11 protein-coding genes are annotated in these 16,832 nt (G+C 68.4%); 6 read left to right on the top strand and 5 right to left on the bottom strand.

Features of this window, described 5'->3' with window-relative positions; all coding sequences use genetic code 11:
• Nucleotides 1–38: 38 nt before the first annotated feature.
• Together HCU76_RS05685 and HCU76_RS05680 are read right to left on the bottom strand one after the other, a co-directional pair.
• Nucleotides 39–614, bottom strand: a complete 576-nt coding sequence (locus HCU76_RS05685; protein ID WP_218508700.1) for an NnrU family protein — start codon at nt 612–614, stop codon at nt 39–41.
• 143 nt (nt 615–757) lie between these two features.
• Nucleotides 758–1,402 carry a hypothetical protein gene (locus HCU76_RS05680; protein ID WP_218508699.1) on the bottom strand — a complete coding sequence of 215 codons (645 nt, stop codon included), beginning with the start codon at nt 1,400–1,402 and terminating at the stop codon, nt 758–760.
• A 221-nt stretch (nt 1,403–1,623) separates the two neighbouring features.
• Here HCU76_RS05680 and HCU76_RS05675 point away from each other — a divergent pair, with 221 nt between their 5' ends.
• Genes HCU76_RS05675 through HCU76_RS05665 form a run of 3 tightly spaced genes read left to right on the top strand, consistent with a single transcriptional unit; the run spans nt 1,624 to nt 5,425 of the window.
• Nucleotides 1,624–2,130, top strand: a complete 507-nt coding sequence (locus HCU76_RS05675) for a 2Fe-2S iron-sulfur cluster-binding protein (protein ID WP_218508698.1) — start codon at nt 1,624–1,626, stop codon at nt 2,128–2,130.
• Nucleotides 2,127–3,113, top strand: coding sequence for a xanthine dehydrogenase family protein subunit M (locus tag HCU76_RS05670; RefSeq protein WP_218508697.1), 987 nt, complete (start codon nt 2,127–2,129; stop codon nt 3,111–3,113). Before HCU76_RS05675 ends, HCU76_RS05670 begins: the two co-directional genes overlap by 4 nt.
• Complete coding sequence (locus HCU76_RS05665; RefSeq protein ID WP_218508696.1) at nt 3,110–5,425, top strand: xanthine dehydrogenase family protein molybdopterin-binding subunit; 2,316 nt, start codon at nt 3,110–3,112, stop codon at nt 5,423–5,425. Before HCU76_RS05670 ends, HCU76_RS05665 begins: the two co-directional genes overlap by 4 nt.
• Nucleotides 5,426–5,438: 13 nt before the next feature.
• Here HCU76_RS05665 and HCU76_RS05660 read toward each other — a convergent pair whose 3' ends face one another.
• Nucleotides 5,439–9,818, bottom strand: a complete 4,380-nt coding sequence (locus tag HCU76_RS05660; RefSeq protein WP_218508695.1) for a DEAD/DEAH box helicase — start codon at nt 9,816–9,818, stop codon at nt 5,439–5,441.
• A gap of 84 nt (nt 9,819–9,902) precedes the next feature.
• Nucleotides 9,903–11,690, bottom strand: coding sequence for a thiamine pyrophosphate-requiring protein (locus HCU76_RS05655; protein WP_218508694.1), 1,788 nt, complete (start codon nt 11,688–11,690; stop codon nt 9,903–9,905).
• A 192-nt stretch (nt 11,691–11,882) separates the two neighbouring features.
• On the opposite strand from HCU76_RS05655, the gene HCU76_RS05650 reads away from it, so the two are divergent.
• The 3 genes from HCU76_RS05650 to HCU76_RS05640 all read left to right on the top strand — a co-directional run bounded on the left by HCU76_RS05650 (nt 11,883) and on the right by HCU76_RS05640 (nt 14,117).
• Nucleotides 11,883–12,188: a DUF3175 domain-containing protein gene (locus HCU76_RS05650; RefSeq protein ID WP_218508693.1), complete on the top strand. Its 306-nt coding sequence runs from the start codon at nt 11,883–11,885 to the stop codon at nt 12,186–12,188.
• 137 nt (nt 12,189–12,325) lie between these two features.
• Nucleotides 12,326–13,666 (top strand): sorbosone dehydrogenase family protein, encoded by a 1,341-nt coding sequence (locus tag HCU76_RS05645; RefSeq protein WP_218508692.1) that lies wholly within the window; start codon nt 12,326–12,328, stop codon nt 13,664–13,666.
• Nucleotides 13,667–13,730: 64 nt separating this feature from the next.
• Nucleotides 13,731–14,117 (top strand): hypothetical protein, encoded by a 387-nt coding sequence (locus HCU76_RS05640; RefSeq protein WP_218508691.1) that lies wholly within the window; start codon nt 13,731–13,733, stop codon nt 14,115–14,117.
• A 53-nt stretch (nt 14,118–14,170) separates the two neighbouring features.
• Here the strand turns inward: HCU76_RS05640 and HCU76_RS05635 are convergent, their stop codons facing one another.
• Nucleotides 14,171–16,801, bottom strand: a complete 2,631-nt coding sequence (locus HCU76_RS05635; RefSeq protein WP_218508690.1) for an excinuclease ABC subunit UvrA — start codon at nt 16,799–16,801, stop codon at nt 14,171–14,173.
• Nucleotides 16,802–16,832: the final 31 nt, after the last annotated feature.

Here is a 16,832-nt window from a genome sequence, read left to right as displayed (position 1 = left end):
GTCATGGCGGCGGCAAACCCGGGCTTGTGCCTTGCGTATTAGCCCAGTGGTGACACCCCGGTCAACCAGACGTGTACCCGGTACAAGAAACCTCCATAGACCAGCAGCCCGCCGACGACCACGATCAGGTCGTTCATGGCACCTGCAGGGGCCCGAGGCACGCTGTGCGGCACGGCACGCCGCTTGACGGAAATCCTGTCCGCCACGGCCCACGCAAGGAAGGCCCCGAACAGCAGCACGTCAGCGAGCGTGCCGTTGGCCAACAGGTGCGCCGTGGCCCAGAGCTTGACGGCAAGCAGCATCGGGTGCCTGGCCATGCGCGCGATGCGGCCGGGCAGGTAGGCGGCAAACAGCAAGGGAAACACAGGAACCATCAGCAGCAGCGCGACATGGCGCAGGGCCTGCGGCGGCGTGTAAAGCACGACCGGACTCTGGCGGGCAACGCCGTAGCCGTAGATGAGCAAGAGCAGTCCGGCCAGCGAGGCGAGGGCGTAGAGGCCCTTCCAGAGCTTTTCTCCGTGCCGGCCGATCTGCGCATCCCGCCAGGCTGGCGCGACGATCGAGACCGAATGGATGCCGAGGAACAGGATGAGGCCAGCGACAAGAAGTGGCATGGAATTTTCTCCGCGGGCGGTTACGGCGCGATGGTTGCACGGTGGGACGAACGGGCTGCGTCGAGCTGCAGGATGCTGCGCGTGCCAGCATTCTGCGCGCTGACTCACTCTCCTGCGTCAGTCCTGCTGGCTGCTGAAAGGCACTAGAACAGGCCTGCGCCTTGCGCCGTCTCCAGCATCGAACGCGACAAGTCCGCGAACTGCGCATTGAGGTCTGATGACGGTGCTGCCACCACGGTCGCGGTCCACACCAGCCGGCTGCTGCTCACTTCGGTGACACGACCATTGGCCGCGAAACCCGTTGACCAACCACCGCCGCCCACCGGAACGCTCAGGCCTATCCCTCCGCCCCCGCCGCTGCCGCTGCCGAAGTTGAATCCGCCGATCCCCAGCGAGACACCCGAGCCCGCGTTGGAGGTTGCTGGCGTCAAGGTCATCGTGAACACGGCCTTGGCCCCGAGCGCTCGGGCGCTGGCAACGAGTTGGCCGTCGAGTTCGCGGTCGTTGAGCAGCACGGTCCCGGCGGGCACCGCCACCGGCGTGGCGCCCTTCGCGAGCACCTCGCGGTAGAGCCCGTCCTCGCAGGTGCGGCGCATCGCCACGTCGAAGGCGTCGCACGCGATGAGCACCTTCTCGCCCCGAAGGAACCCCGACTGCGCACCGAGGGCGGGATCCGTCCATTGCGCCTGGCGCTGTGGCGCGGAGGAGCACCCCGCGACGGCCAGCACGGCTGCCAGCAATCCGACTGCTGCCGAGGCCACGGCTCCAGGGCGATGCGAGGTTTTCATCGTCGGATGGTGAAGTCGCCGGGCGAGTCGCCACGAAGGAACACATACGGATTCGTCGTAGGACGAGCGCGCCCGCCAGGGCCCTCCCATGCACGCGTTGTGGAAAAAGGATGACGGCGCACCGCCCGCCGTCATGCTAAGAAGTGCGTCCGGCAGTCGATCGCATCGTCACGCAACGGTGGGACGACTCTTTGCTCACCTCATACCCCCACGAGGTATCCATGACCATCACCATCAATGGCTTGCCGGCGGAGTTGCCCGGCGATCCGCGGGTTTCGCTGCTCGATTTCCTGCGCGAGCATCTCCATCTCTACGGCGCCAAGAAGGGCTGCAACCAAGGCGCATGCGGCGCGTGCACGGTGCTTGTCGATGACGATCGCGTGCTCGCGTGCCTGACATTGGCCGTGCAGTGCGAAGGCAGCTCCGTGACCACGATCGAAGGGCTTGCGAAAGAGGGCGAGTTGCATCCGCTCCAGAAGGCTTTCATCGAGCACGACGGCTTCCAGTGCGGCTACTGCACGCCCGGGCAGATCTGCTCGGCCGTCGGGATGGCCGGCGAGTTGCGGCGAGGCGTTCCCAGTCATGTCACGGCGGACCTCTCGGCCGCCACGATCGCACTCAGCCACGACGAGCTGCGCGAACGCATGAGCGGCAACCTGTGCCGCTGCGGGGCCTACAACGGCATCGTCGCGGCCATCGCCGAAACCTGTGCGGGGGCCGCGTCATGATGCCCTTCACCTACCATCGCGCGCAGGACGCGGGCGATGCCTTGCGGCTGTGCACTCAGCCGGGCGCCAGGTACCTGGGCGGCGGCACCAATCTCGTGGACCTGATGCGCGAGGCGATCGAGGGCCCGGGCATGCTGGTCGACGTGACCGGGCTGTCCAGGGACATCGAGGAACGCGCGGACGGCAGCCTGTGGATCGGCGGCGCCACGCGCAACACGGCGCTCGCCTCGCATCCCGCAGTGAGAAGCCGCTACCCGGTGCTGGCCCGGGCGATCACGGCCGGCGCTTCGGCCCAGATCCGGAACATGGCGACGGTCGGCGGCAACATCCTGCAGCGCACGCGCTGCACCTACTTCTACGACTGCGAGGGTTCGCGCTGCAACAAGCGAAACCCCGGCCAGGGTTGCGATGCGCTTGACGGCTTCAACCGCGGCCATGCCATCCTGGGCGCCTCGCCGGGTTGCGTCGCGACGCATCCGTCCGACATGTGCGTGGCGCTCGCGGCGCTCGATGCGGTGATCCACCTCCAGGGCGCCCGGGGCGAACGCACCTTGCCGATCACGGACCTGCATCGCCTGCCCGAAGACCATCCCGAAATCGACACGCTGCTCGAGCCCGGCGAACTCATCACCGCGATCGAATTGCCCGCGCTGGCATTCGGTGCTCGTTCGACCTATCGGAAGGTCCGCGACCGGGCCAGCTTCGCCTTTGCGCTGATCTCGGTGGCCGCTGCGCTCGAACTGGACGGCGACACGGTCAAGGACGTGCGCATCGCCCTGGGCGGGGTCGCGCACAAGCCGTGGCGTGCCTGGAAGGCGGAACAGGCGCTGCGGGGACAGCCGGCCACGGCAGAGAGTTTCCGGTTGGCGGCCGAGGCGGAGCTGGCCGCCGCACAGCCCTTGCGGGACAACGGATTCAAGGTCGAGCTGGCGAAGCGCACCATCGCCGCCGTGCTCGTCGAACTGACGGAGATCAAAGCATGAGCATCGTTCAGGAAGCCCTTCAGGCGGTCATGAAGAAGGCCATCGAGATCGCTCCCGATGCATGGATGCCCGGTGGCACGCCCGATCCGCTGATCGCGCGCCGGCAAGGTCTGATCGGTGCGCCGATCTCGCGCGTCGACGGGCCGCTCAAGGTGCGGGGCGAGGCCCGCTTCGCGGCCGAGTTCCCGATGGAGGGCATGCTCTATGCCGCGCTGGTCTACAGCACCGTGCCCAAGGGACGCATGGCCATGCTTGACACCGCCGCGGCGGAAACCGCGCCCGGCGTGGCGCTGGTGATGACGCACAAGAACGCACCACGCATGAAGCCGATGCCGCTCTTCATGTCGAAGAGCAAGGCAGCCGGTGGCGACGATCTGCCGGTGATGCAGGACGACAGGGTGCACTGGAACGGCCAGCCGATCGCCGTCGTGCTCGGCGAGACCCAGGAAGGGGCGGATCACGCGGCATCGTTGATCCGCGTGACGTATGAAGCCGAGCCGGCGACGACTTCGTTCGCCGCAGCCAGGGCGAAAGGGACGAAACCCGGCACCTTCCAGGGCGAGCCGCTGAAGCTGGAAATCGGCGACGCCGAGGCCGCACTCGCAGCGGCCCCGCACCGGGTGGATGCCGTCTATCACACACCGCGGCATAGCCACAACGCGATCGAGTTGCACGCCGCGACGCTCGCCTGGAAAGACGATGAACTCACCATTCACGACGCCTCGCAGGCTGTCTCGCACATGGCCTGGTCGATGGCGGAAATCTTCGGGCTGGACGAGAAGCAGGTGCATGTGACCTCGCCCTTCGTCGGCGGCGGCTTCGGCAGCAAGACCTTGTGGGGACACCACGTGCTTGCGGCGGCGGCCTCGAAGCTGGCCGGCCGGCCGGTACGCATCATGCTGAGCCGCGAGGGCGTCTACCGCGTCGTCGGCGGCCGCACGCTCACCGAGCAACGCGTGGCGCTCGGTGCGCAGGCCGACGGTCGCTTCGACGCATTGATCCACACCGGCGTGGTCGCGATGACCGGCCACAACAACCTGCCGGAGCCCTTTGTCCTTCCGGCCCGCTCGGCCTATGCGGCCGGCAGCTTCAAGCTGGACGTGGAGGTGGCCACGATCGACATGCTGGCCAATACCTTCATGCGCGCACCGGGTGAAGCGGTGGGCACCTTCGCGCTCGAGAGCGCCATCGACGAACTGGCGCATCTCATGAAGATCGATCCGGTCGAGCTGCGCATCCGCAACGAGCCGGAGAAGGATCCGACCACCGGCGCACCTTTTTCGTCGCGCCACATCGTGGAGGCGTACCGGGCCGGGGCGGAGCGCTTCGGTTGGGGCCTGCGAAATGCCACGCCCGGTTCGCGCCGCGAGGGTGAGTGGCTGATCGGCATGGGATGCGCCACGGCGACCTATCCGTACTACCGCATGCCCGGCGGAGCGGCCCGCATCATGCTCACGCTGGACGGCCACGCGAAGGTCGAGGTGGCGGCGCACGAGATGGGCATGGGCACCGCGACGGCCCAGACGCAGGTCGCCGCCGAGCGGCTTGGATTGCCGATGGAGAAAGTTCGCTTCTGTCACGGGGACTCCCGGTTTCCCGGGATCGTGCTGGCGGGCGGCTCGCAGCAGACGGCCGCGATCGGCAGCGCGGTGATGGCAGCGCAACAGGAACTGGTCGCCGCATTGCTCAAGCTCGCCGCCAGGGAGTCGCCGCTGCATGGCCTGAAGCCGGACGAGGTGGCATGCCGTGACGGCGGCCTCGTAAAGACGGACGACCCCGCGCGTTATGAGAGCTACACCGCGATCCTGGCGCGGGCCGGACGAGACGAGCTCGTCGTGGAAGCCAGCGCGCCGCCACCGCTGGAAACGCAGCATTGGTCGATGCACTCGCACGGCGCCATGTTCTGTGAGGTGCGTGTGAACGCGGTGACCGGCGAGACGCGCGTCAGCCGCTTCCTCGGTTCCTTCGATTGCGGACGCATCCTCAATGCCAAGACGGCGGGCAGCCAGTTCCGCGGCGGCATCGTCATGGGCCTGGGCCTCGCGCTGATGGAGGAGACGCAGTTCGACGAGCGCAACGGCCGCGTCATGAATCCAAGCCTGGCCGAGTACCACGTGCCCGTGCACATGGACGTGCCGGAGATCGACGTGATCTGGACCGACATCCCCGATCCGCACTCTCCGATGGGCGCCCACGGGGTCGGCGAGATCGGCATCACCGGAGTGGGTGCCGCGGTGGCCAACGCGGTGTTCAATGCCTGCGGGAAGCGCGTCCGCGCGCTGCCGATCACGCTGGACAAGTTGATCGGCTGAAAGGACACAGGGGTCAGGCGTTCCCCGCCATCGACGCAAGCAGTCGCGTCGAGGAATCCAGGGTGAGTGCCCGATGCGCCGCCCTGGTCTCCGCCTGTTCAAGGCCCACCAGCGCTTCGATCTCGCCGGCCACGCTGGTGGCGATCGGCACGCCGTCGCGGTACAGCACGCGCGAGCCCGCGACGCGCGGCACCCTGGCGCCCTGCACGATGGTGCCGAGCAGGTTGGCCGGGTCGCTGGCCGCCAGCACGATCAGCGCACCGTCACCCGGCGTGCGGCGCACCCGGCGCATGGCGGCCACAGCCTCCGGCAGCGCGAACTGTTCACCCGGGACGCCCGCAATGAAGCGCCCGCCGCGGATCTCCCCGCGTGCCTCCAGCCTGCGGCACACGCGCACCATGTCGCGCCACGGCGGCAGCCATCCGGCTTCGCGTTCGAGCAATCGCCAGCAGATCACGCCGTAGCGGCGCAGCAGCACGTGCACGACCTGTTCGATGGCTTGCGTGGCGTTCGTGTCCGCCGCTGGGGGCTGGGCCTGAGGCCTCACCAGCGTCCAGCGTCCCGCGTCCTCGATGCCGGAGAGCGGCACGCGCCGGCGGCGCCGGGCGTCGGCCGATGCACGCTTCGATGCGGGCACGAGCAGGGCGCGCAGGCCTGCGAAGCTGTCGCAGCGCACGCGGCCTTTGGCGACCAACTCTGTCAACGCCATCTCGACCTCGACCGGCAGCAGGCGCGTGCCGCTCGCGATCTCGTCGAAGAAGCAGGCGCCGTGCTGCGCCAGGTGTGCTGCGACGCGTTCGGCGCGTGAGCCCAGCATGTCGTCATCGCCGGGCGAGGGCGCAAGCCCAGTCCAGAGTGAAGCGCTGCGGCGTGGCAACAGGACGACCGGCGTGGCCCGCAGCGAGTTGTTGCCGGTGCCTTTCGAGGCTTCGAGGGCGGATGTGGGCAATGGCCGCAGTCGTGTCCACAACACGCGGCCCGCGGTGCACAGGTCGTCGAGCCACGCGCTTGCATAGTCGGTGACGCGCGCCGGCAGCAGGTCCGCTTCCCATACCGCCGCGGGCGCCTCGTAGCCTTCGAGCTGCGACAGCACGCCCGATAGCGCCTCCGGCCCGCTCACGCGCGTCGCGGCACCGACGTGCTGCCACTCGAACAGGAAGCGCATGAAGTCGCGCGGCTCGACCGGCTCGATCTCCCGGCGCAGGCGCTTGAGCGTGTAGCGATGGATGCGCGCCAGCAGATGGCGCTCGCACCATTCGACGGTGCCGATGCCCGGTGTGAAGCGGCCCTGCAGCACACTGCCTTCGGCCTGCAAGGCGAGCAGCACGGCTTGCACTTCGGCGTGCGGCAGGAACAGCGCATCGGCCAAGGCGGCCACGCTGACCGGGCCGAGGCCGCCGAGCCGGGATCGCAGCAGTTCGCGCAACGCGGTGTCGCGGTCTGCGGGTTGCTCCGCTTCCGCAGGGGCCGTAGTGGCGGGCTGCATCGGCGCTTCGGGCGCGATCGCCTGCCACAGCGGCAGCCGCTCGGCCGCCGCCCACACGCCGCGTGCAGTGCGGCCCGTGCCGTGCAGCAGCAGCCGCGTCGCACGGCCGGCCTTGACGAGGGCGTCGAGCCAGTTCTTCCAGTCGGCCTCGCGCGCCACCTCGTCGTCACTGATCGCGCCCAGCATGCCCAGCGCCTCGTGCATCTCATCCGGGCTGCGCGGCTGTGGCCAGGCTTCCTCGCGCACGCTGGCAATCGCTTCGGCGTCGAGTTGCCCCACGTCGTCGGCGCTTTCCGGGTCGGTGTAGCGGCGGTTCTGCACGGCCATGGTGCGGCGCTCTTCCAGCGGCGCATCGTCGAGGAAGGCGTACGGGCGCGCGTGAAGCGCTTCCATGGCCAAGGGCGATGGCGCGGGCAGGTCGAGCGCCACCATCCGCACTTCGCCCGACTCCATGCGGCGCAGCAGGGCGAGCCAGCCGTCGGCATCCATGGCCTCGTGCAGGCAATCGTCCAGCGTCTGCGCGACCAGGGGATGCTCGGGGATCTCGCGCTCGCCCGCGAGGTTCTCGGCGCATGCCACCTGATCGGGGAAGACGGCCGCAAGCAGGTCTTCCGAGCGCATGCGCTGCAACTGCGGCGCCACCTTGCGCCCGCCGGTGAAGCGCGGCAAGGCGAGGGCGGTGGTGGCGTTCCAGCGCCAGCGTACGCCGAAGAGCGGCGCGTCGAGCAGGGCCTGCACCAGTACGTCCAGCGCGGTGGCGGAGTGCAGGTAGCGCGCCACTTCGTCCAGCGGAAAGCTGTGGCTGGTGGAGAGCGACAGCACGATCGCGTCCTCGGTCGCCGCGGCCTGCAACTCGAAGTTGAAGGTGCGGCAAAAGCGCTTGCGCAGCGCCAGGCCCCAGGCACGGTTGAGCCGGCTGCCGAAGGGCGAATGGATCACCAGCTGCATGCCGCCAGAGGCGTCGAAGAAGCGCTCCATGACGAGGGTGCGTTGCGTCGGCAGCGTGCCGAGCACTGCGGCGCCGTGCGCGAGGTGTTCGACGATCTGGCGCGCTGCTTCCTCGTCGAGACCGATGGACTGCATGAGCAGATTCATCGCCGCATCGCGCCCGCCATCGGCCAGTGACTGGGCCACTTCCTCGCGCAAGCGCGAAACGCCGAAGGACAGCTCATCGCTGCGCCCCGGCGCCTCGCCCAGCCAGAACGGAATGTTCGGCGCGGCGCCATGCGCGTCTTCCACCCGCACGCGGCCTGGCTCGATCTTGAGGATGCGGTAGCTGGTATTGCCGAGCTGGAACACGTCGCCTGCCAGGCTCTCGACCGCAAAGTCTTCGTTGACCGTGCCGATCTTCTCGGCCTGCGGCTCCAGCATCACGGTGTAGTCGCCGGTCTCGGGAATGGTTCCGCCGGAAGTCAGCGCCGTCATGCGCGCACCCTTGCGCTCGCGCAGCAGGTGGTTCACGGCATCGCGGTGCACATAGCCGGCGCGCTGGCCCTGCCGCGTGGTGAAGCCCTCGGAGACCATGCGAACGACCTCCATGAAACGTGCGTGCGTGAGCTGCGCATAGGGCCATGCGCGGCGCATGAGCGCGAAGAGATCGTCCTCCTGCCATTCGCGGCAGGCGGTCTCGGCCACGATCTGCTGCGCAAGAACGTCGAGTGGCGCGGGCAGGATGCGCAGTGCGTCGAGTTCGCCGCGGCGGATGCAGTCGAGCAGTGCGGCGCACTCGACCAGTTCGTCGCGCGATTGCGGGATGAGCCGCGCCTTCGGCACGCCGCCCACCGCATGGCCGGATCGCCCGGCGCGCTGCAGGAAGGTCGCGATCGAGCGTGGCGAGCCGAGCTGGCAGACCAGGTCCACGTCGCCGATGTCCAGCCCCAGCTCCAGCGAGGCGGTCGCGACCAGCACCTTGAGTTCGCCGCGCTTCAGGCGCTGCTCGGCCGCGAGCCGAGTCTCCTTCGACAGGCTGCCGTGGTGCGCGGCAATCGTCTCCTTGCCGAGGATTTCGCCCAGGTGCCGCGTCGCCCGCTCGGCCATGCGCCGCGTGTTCACGAAGACCAGCGTGGTGCGGTGCAGCCGGACCAGTTCGGCGACGCGCGAATACACCTGCGTCCACTGGTCGCCCGACATCACCGCCTCGAGCGGCGTGGGCGGCAGCGCCAGCGCCAGGTCGCGCTCCTTGGCATAGCCGATGTCGACGATGTCGCATTCGGCCGTGCCATCGGCGCGCAGCGCGCCCGCGCCGACGAGGAAGCGCGCCACTTCGTCGATGGGCTTTTGCGTGGCCGACAGGCCGATGCGCACCGGCCGCCCACCCCAGCCGGATGCGCAGAGCGATTGCAGCCGCTCCAGCGACAGCGCCAGGTGGCTGCCGCGCTTGCTCGCGGCAATCGCGTGGATCTCGTCGACGATCACGCTGCGCACGGTCGACAGCATCTTGCGGCCCGAAAGGGACCCCAGCAGAACGTAGAGCGACTCCGGCGTCGTCACCAGGATGTGCGGCGGCTTGCGCAGGTTCTGCTGGCGTTCCCGCGGCGGCGTGTCGCCGGTGCGCACGGCTGTCCGGATTTCGACATCGGGCATGCCGCGCTGCGCCAATTCCGCCCGAATGCCGGCCAGCGGTGCGTCGAGGTTCAGCCGGATGTCGTTGGACAGGGCCTTGAGCGGGGAGACGTAGACGACCGCCGTCTCTTCCGACAGGCCGTCCGGCTCCAGACCCTGACGCACCAGCTCATCCAGCGCAGCCAGGAAGGCGGTGAGCGTCTTGCCCGACCCGGTCGGCGCCGCCACCAGTGTGTCGCGACGCGCGCGAATGCTCGGCCACGCCGCCACCTGCGCCGCGGTGGCGGCGGGGAAGGTCCGCTGGAACCAGCGGGAAACGGCGGGGTGAAAGGATTCGGTGGGCATGTCGTCTGCGGGCCGCGGGCCGGAGCGCCCTGGAGACGATATATGCGGCCGGATGCCCGCAGCGCAAGCAGGTTGATTCGACGGCTACTTCACCTTGCCTTTGCCGAGGATGCCCGCCAGCACCTGCTTCACGGTGTTGGCCACCACGCCGCCCAGTTCTGGCTCCGACGCGGCCATCTTCATGAAGTTCCTCGCATCCTTGGCCGTGATGTGTGGCGGCAGGGGCGGCACGTTGGGGTCGGTCACGCATTCGAGCAGCACCGGGCGGTCGGCGGACAGGGCCTCGTCCCATGCGCTGCCCAGGCGCTCCGGATCGTCGACATGGATGCCGCGCAGCCCCAGCAGTTCCGCATAGCGCGCATATGGAAAGTCCGGCAGCGCCTGCGTCGATTCCGTCTTGCCCTCGCCCATCTGCACGCGCTCTTCCCAGGTCACTTGCGACAGGTCGCGGTTGTTGAGCACCATCACGATGAGGCGCGGATCGGACCACTGCTTCCAGTACCTGGCAATGGTGATCATCACGTTGAGTCCGTTCATCTGCATGGCGCCGTCGCCGATGAAGGCGATGACCACGCGATCCGGGAAAGCCATCTTCGCCGCCACCGCATAGGGCGTGGCCGAGCCCAGCGAGGCGAGGCTGCCCGAGAGCGAGCCCATCATGCCGCGGCGCATGCGAATGTCGCGCGCATACCAGTTGGCGACCGTGCCGGCGTCGCCGGTGAAGATGCAGTTGTCTGGCAGGCGCCTGGAGAGCTCCCAGAACACGCGCTGCGGGTTGATGGGCCTGGCCGGCTGCATGGCGCGCTCCTCCAGCGTGTTCCACCACTTTGCGACCTTGGCCTCGATGCTGTCGCGCCACGCGTGCTCGGTTTTTTGCGCCAGCAGCGGCAACAGGGCTTGCAAGGTGACGGCGCTGTCGCCCACCATGTTGACTTCCATCGGGTAGCGCAGGCTCAGCATCGTGCCGTCGAGGTCGATCTGGACCCCGCGCGCGTCGCCGGGCTTGGGCAGGAACTCGCTGTAGGGAAAGGCCGAGCCGATCATGAGGAAGGTGTCGCAGCCCTGCATGAGGTCCCAACTCGGCTCGGTGCCCAGCAGGCCCAGCGAGCCCGTGACCCATGGCAGATCGTCGGGCAGCACGGCCTTGCCGAGCAAGGCCTTGGCCGCCCCGGCCTGCAGGCGGTCCGCCACGGCGATGACCTCGTCCGTTGCGCCGCGCGCGCCTGCGCCAACGAGGATCGCCACCTTCTTGCCTGCGTTCAGCACATCGGCAGCGCCTTGCAGCAGGCCAGTGGCCGGCAATTGCGCAGGGCCTGCATAGCCCACGCCGGTGTGCGTGGCGCCATGCGCCATGGGCGGCTCCTCGTAGTCGAGCAGTTGCACGTCGTTGGGCAGGATCACGCAGGTGACGGTTCGCCGCGTCGAGGCGATTCGCACCGCGCGATCGATGAGGTGGCGCACCTGGCTCGCCACGCTGGCCGTGGCGACGAAGTCGGCCGCCACGTCCTTGAAGAGCGACTGCAGGTCGACCTCCTGCTGGTAGTGCGCGCCGATCGAACTGCGCGCTTGCTGGCCGACGATGGCGACGACCGGGACGTGGTCCATCTTCGCGTCGTAGAGACCCGTCAGCAAATGGATCGCCCCGGGGCCGGAGGTGGCATAGCACAGGCCGACTTCGCCTGTGAACTTGGCATGGCCGGCCGCCATGAAGGCCGCCATTTCCTCGTGGCGCACCTGCACGTAGTGCATGTCCCTGGCTTTTTCGAGCGCGACATCGAGGCCGCCCACGCCGTCGCCCGGATAGCCGTAGACGCGATGCAGGCCCCATTCCTGGAGGCGATGCCACACATATTCGCTGACGTTCATGCTCATGACCAGGCTCCTGTTGTCGGGGCATCCTCGGCACGGCTGCCGGGCGTGGATGTGGGACAAGGGAGATGATTGCGTGTCGCGGGATTCGCACGCGCATCCGCGCACGCCCGCGGATGTGGAGGCGAGAGCGCGCCGTCCTACAGTGACATCGCGATGCGTTCGTAGTGTGTCGGGAGCGAAAGGAGATAGCCTATGTCTACCTCATCGGCCCGCAGGCAAAGGAAATGGTCGCAGCACGTGACGGAATCCAGCGATGCGCTGGACCTCCGGCACGGGATCTTCGACAAGTCGCCGCAAGCCATTGCGCGCTCGCTCAAGTCCTCTGCGGAGCACAGCAAGCGCCGCAAGAGCGCGCCGTTCCGCTCGGCCATGTCGATGCTCGACTTCTACATCAACCGGGCGGGCAAGTCGCTCTCGGCCACGCGGCGCGCACGCTTGGGCAAGGCGAAGAATGCGCTGAGAAAAGCCTTTGGCAAGCCGACGATTGCCGGGGAGTGACCCGCGATCGGGAAGGCTGAGGCGTAGAGCCCCCAATGTCGATCTTCCGGCGCGAGTTGCAGGGCTCGGCCTACGCATTCGCACATACGCGCTCGACAGGATGGCCGCGTCAGCACCTTGATCAGTCAGGAGTCTCCATGACGACCTTTCCCAAGCTTGCCCTCGCCCTGGCGGGCGCGTTCATCGCTCATTCGGGCATGGCCTTACCCGGCGACGCGAACAGCGGACCGGTTCCATCCCCTGCCGGAACCGTCGGACCGCATCCCACCATCGCGCCCGTTGACAAGCCGCTGGTGACGACGGTGCAAATCGCCCCCGCCAAAGGGTGGCCTGCAGGCGGCAAGCCCGCGGTGGCTGCCGGCGTTGCAGTGAACCCCTTTGCCGCCGGGTTGAACCATCCACGCTGGATCTACGTGCTGCCGAACGGTGACGTGCTCGTCGCCGAGACCAATGCGCCGCCCAAGCCCGACGACAGCAAGGGCGTGAAGGGCAAGGTCATGAAGATGGTCCAGAAACGGGCCGGCGCCGGTGCGCCGACGGGCAACCGCATCATGCTGTTGCGCGACACCGATGGCGACGGCGTGGCCGAGACAAAAACGGTGTTCATCGACAACCTGAACTCGCCCTTCGGCATGGCGCTCGTGGGTTCGGACTTCTACGTGGCCGACAGCGACGCCATCCTCCGCTTCCCCTACGCCGCAGGCCAGACGAGCATCAGCGACAAGGGCACGAAGCTGACCGATCTTCCGGCCGGAACGATCAACCACCACTGGACCAAGAACATCATCGCGAGCCCGGATGGCTCGAAGCTCTACGCGACCGTCGGATCGAACAGCAACGCCGGCGAAAACGGCATGGCCGCAGAAGAGGGCCGCGCCGCCATCTGGGAGGTGGACCGTGCCACCGGGCAGAAGCATCTTTTTGCGACCGGCCTGCGCAATCCCAACGGCATGGCGTGGGTGCCGGGCAGCAGTGACTTGTGGACTGTGGCAAATGAGCGCGACGAGCTGGGCAACGACCTCGTGCCGGACTACCTCACCTGGGTCAGGAAGGACGCGTTCTATGGCTGGCCCTACAGCTACTACGGCCAGCATGTCGACGACCGCGTCAAGCCCACGCGGGGCGACCTGGTCGCAAAGGCCGTCCCGCCGGACTACGCACTCGGCGCCCACGTGGCCGCACTCGGGCTCGTGGCTGCCGGCAAGACGAGCTTGCCGGCGCCGTTTGCAAATGGTGTGTTCATCGGGGAGCATGGATCGTGGAACCGCAAGCCGCCTGTCGGCTACAAGGTGGTCTTCGTTCCGTTCGCGGACGGCAAGCCTGATGGGCAACCCGTCGATGTGTTGACGGGCTTCGTCAATGACAAGGGCGAAGCGTACGGAAGGCCGGTTGGCGTGGCCATCGACGCCAAGGGTGCGCTGCTGGTGGCCGATGACGTGGGCAATGTCATCTGGCGCGCCGTCGGGCCATCGCACTGACCGCACGCGCACGTAGTCCCGTGTGATCCGGCATCGACATACCGCACCAGAACAGGAGACCCCCATGAGCAACAGCAGCATCCTCGGCGGCGAGCACGCGCCTGCGTATCCGGCCGGTACCGACGTCGACGCCCTCGGCCCCAGCGACACCAGCGACAGCGGCAGCGACGTGCAAACCGAACGCAACCATTCGGCCTTGCCCGATGAGAGCGCCGAGGGCGCCTTCCCCATCTCGCACGCCAGCAGCAGCGACGCAGGCGGCACCGGGGAGCGCGCCTCGGCTGAAGCCGACGCACCCGATGTCGACGCGGACATCCTGCCCGACCGGATCGGCACCGTGCCGCAGGACGCGATGGATGCGGCCGTGTCCATCGACGATCCGGCGGCAGCGTCAGTGGAAGAACTCGCTGCCTCCGAAGACGATGACGAAGGAGACGATGACGAAGCCTGAGCCTGAGCCTGAGCCTGAGCCTGAGCCTGAGCCTGAGCCGGGGTCGGCGAGCTTCATGCGCCTGCCCCGAGACGCGCCAGGTACCTGCCGGTCACGCTTGCGCTCGCCGCCGTGATCGCGTCGGGCGTGCCCTGCGCGACGATGCGCCCGCCTTCGTCGCCGGCACCCGGCCCCATGTCGATGACCCAGTCGCTCGCGGCGATCACGCGCAGTTCGTGCTCGACCACGACCACGGTGTTGCCGGCCTCGACCAACCCATCCAGTTGCGCCATCAGCTTGTCGACGTCGGCCGCGTGCAGGCCGGTGGTCGGCTCGTCGAGCACATAGAGCGTGTGGCCGCGCTGCACGCGCTGAAGTTCGGTCGCCAGCTTGATGCGCTGGGCTTCGCCGCCTGAGAGTTCCGTGGCCGGCTGGCCCAGCCGCAGGTAGCCGAGGCCGATCGCCTCCAGCAGCGCCAGCGGGCGGCCCACCGCCGGCTGGTCGGCGAAGAAAGCCACGGCCTCGCTCACCGTCAGGCCCAGTACCTCGGCGATGTTGCGGCCGTTCCATTGCACCTTGAGCGTCGCCTCGTTGTAGCGGGCGCCGTGGCAGGTGGGGCAGGGCGCATAGACGCTCGGCATGAAGAGCAGTTCGACGCTCACGAAGCCCTCGCCTTCGCAGGTGTCGCATCGGCCCTTGGCAACGTTGAAAGAGAAGCGGCCGGCGTCATAGCGCAGCCGCCTTGCCGCCGCCGTCCCCGCGAACAGCTTGCGCACCGCGTCGAAGAGGCCGGTGTAGGTGGCAAGGTTGGAGCGCGGCGTACGGCCGATCGGCTTCTGGTCGACGCGCACCAGCCGATGGATCGACTCGACGCCGCTGGCGATGTGTCCGGCCACGGCGCCCGGCGGCAAGGCGGCTTCCGGGTCATCGGATTCGTCCTCTGCCTCGGGCGGCTCGTGGCCGAGGTGCGCAGCCACGAGCTCGATCAGCGCCTGACTCACGAGGCTTGATTTGCCCGAGCCGGAGACGCCGGTCACCGTGGTGAACACGCCGAGCGGGATGGCCGCGTCGAGTTGACGAAGGTTGTTGCGCGTCACGTTCGCAAGCTGCAGCCAACCGGCGGGCTGGCGCGGCGGGCGGGCGCGCGGCGCCGGTTCGGCGAACAGGTAGCGCGCGGTATGCGAGCCGGCCAGGTCGCGCAAGCCCTGGGGCGGGCCGCTGTAGAGCACGCGGCCGCCGAGTTCGCCGGCATCCGGGCCGACGTCGACGATCCAGTCCGCATGCCGCATCACCTCGAGGTCATGCTCGACCACGAAGATCGAGTTGCCCGAGCGCTTGAGGCGGCCGAGCGCCACGCGCAGCGCCTCGCCGTCGGCCGGGTGCAGTCCCGCGGAAGGCTCGTCGAGCACGTATACGACACCGAACAGGTTGGAGCGGATCTGCGTGGCGAGCCGCAGTCGCTGCAGTTCGCCGGGCGACAGCGTGGGCGTGCTGCGGTCGAGCGACAGGTACCCGAGGCCGAGTTCGGTGAGCGTGGTGACGCGTTCCAGCACGTCGTGCGCGATGCGCTGGGCTGCGATGCGCTTTTCTTCCGACAGCTCGGGCGTGCGGCGCACGTCGGGCGAGGCCGCGTGGCTGGCGCCCCCAGCGGCGATCCGGCGCTCGGTGTCCTTGCGCGAGGCCGAGCGGCTGAGCGTCGAAGCGGCCTGCGCGCCCACCAGCCGCCCCTCGGCAGCCGGCTTGAGGACTTCCGCCAACTGGCTGAGCGGCATGCGCGAGATCTCGCCGATGTCATGGCCGGCGAAGGTCACGCCCAGCGCTTCCCGCTTGAGGCGCTTGCCGCCGCAGGTCGGACAGGTGGCGCCGATCATGAAGCGCGCGACACGCTTCTTCATCAACGCACTTTGGGTGGTCGCGAAGGTGTGCAGGACGTAGCGCCTTGCGCCCGTGAAGGTGCCCTGGTAGCTGGGTTCCATCTTCCGGCGCAGGGCTGCGCGCGTCTCCTCGGGCGTGAAGCCGGCATAGACCGGGGCGGTCGGCTGTTCCTCGGTGAAGAGGATCCAGTCGCGGTGCTTCCTGGGCAGGTCGCGCCATGGCGTGTCGACGTCGTAGCCCAGGCTGACCAGGATGTCGCGCAGGTTCTGCCCTTGCCAGGCCGGGGGCCAGGAGGCGATGGCGCGCTCGCGGATGGTGAGCGAATCGTCCGGCACCATGGTCTTCTCGTTGACCTCGAACACGCGGCCGAGGCCGTGGCAGGTCGGGCAGGCACCCTGTGGCGTGTTGGGGGAGAAGTCCTCGGCATACAACATGGGCTGCTTCGGCGGGTAGCTGCCGGCGCGCGAGTAGAGCATGCGCAGCAGGCTCGACAGCGTGGTGACGCTGCCGACGGACGAGCGTGTGCTGGGCGTGCCGCGCTGCTGCTGCAGAGCGACGGCGGGCGGCAGCCCCTCGATGCTGTCCACGTCGGGCACGCCGACCTGGTCGATCAGGCGCCGCGCATAGGGCGCGACCGATTCGAAGTAGCGGCGCTGCGCCTCTGCATAGATCGTCCCGAAGGCGAGCGAGGACTTGCCCGAGCCCGAGACGCCGCTGAAGACGACCAGCGCATCGCGCGGTATGTCGACGTCGACATCCTTCAGGTTGTGCTCGCGCGCGCCCCGGACGCGCACGTTGCGATCGTCTGCCCCGGGCTCATTGCTGCTCATGCGCGCAAGCAGATCGCAAGACGCAGCGCGG

It is taken from the genome of Variovorax sp. dw_308, assembly GCF_019207085.1.
GTDB lineage: Bacteria > Pseudomonadota > Gammaproteobacteria > Burkholderiales > Burkholderiaceae_C > Variovorax.
Note: the sequence above shows the minus strand (reverse complement) of the source record. Positions and strands in the feature narration are given on the sequence as shown.

What these genes read in the sequence shown, in the direction of transcription:
- HCU76_RS05685 (WP_218508700.1), bottom strand. Translation starts at nt 614, where the DNA reads ATGCCACTTCTTGTCGCTGGCCTCATCCTGTTCCTCGGCATCCATTCG.
- HCU76_RS05680 (WP_218508699.1), bottom strand. Translation starts at nt 1,402, where the DNA reads ATGAAAACCTCGCATCGCCCTGGAGCCGTGGCCTCGGCAGCAGTCGGA.
- HCU76_RS05675 (WP_218508698.1), top strand. Translation starts at nt 1,624, where the DNA reads ATGACCATCACCATCAATGGCTTGCCGGCGGAGTTGCCCGGCGATCCG.
- HCU76_RS05670 (WP_218508697.1), top strand. Translation starts at nt 2,127, where the DNA reads ATGATGCCCTTCACCTACCATCGCGCGCAGGACGCGGGCGATGCCTTG.
- HCU76_RS05665 (WP_218508696.1), top strand. Translation starts at nt 3,110, where the DNA reads ATGAGCATCGTTCAGGAAGCCCTTCAGGCGGTCATGAAGAAGGCCATC.
- HCU76_RS05660 (WP_218508695.1), bottom strand. Translation starts at nt 9,818, where the DNA reads ATGCCCACCGAATCCTTTCACCCCGCCGTTTCCCGCTGGTTCCAGCGG.
- HCU76_RS05655 (WP_218508694.1), bottom strand. Translation starts at nt 11,690, where the DNA reads ATGAGCATGAACGTCAGCGAATATGTGTGGCATCGCCTCCAGGAATGG.
- HCU76_RS05650 (WP_218508693.1), top strand. Translation starts at nt 11,883, where the DNA reads ATGTCTACCTCATCGGCCCGCAGGCAAAGGAAATGGTCGCAGCACGTG.
- HCU76_RS05645 (WP_218508692.1), top strand. Translation starts at nt 12,326, where the DNA reads ATGACGACCTTTCCCAAGCTTGCCCTCGCCCTGGCGGGCGCGTTCATC.
- HCU76_RS05640 (WP_218508691.1), top strand. Translation starts at nt 13,731, where the DNA reads ATGAGCAACAGCAGCATCCTCGGCGGCGAGCACGCGCCTGCGTATCCG.
- HCU76_RS05635 (WP_218508690.1), bottom strand. Translation starts at nt 16,801, where the DNA reads ATGAGCAGCAATGAGCCCGGGGCAGACGATCGCAACGTGCGCGTCCGG.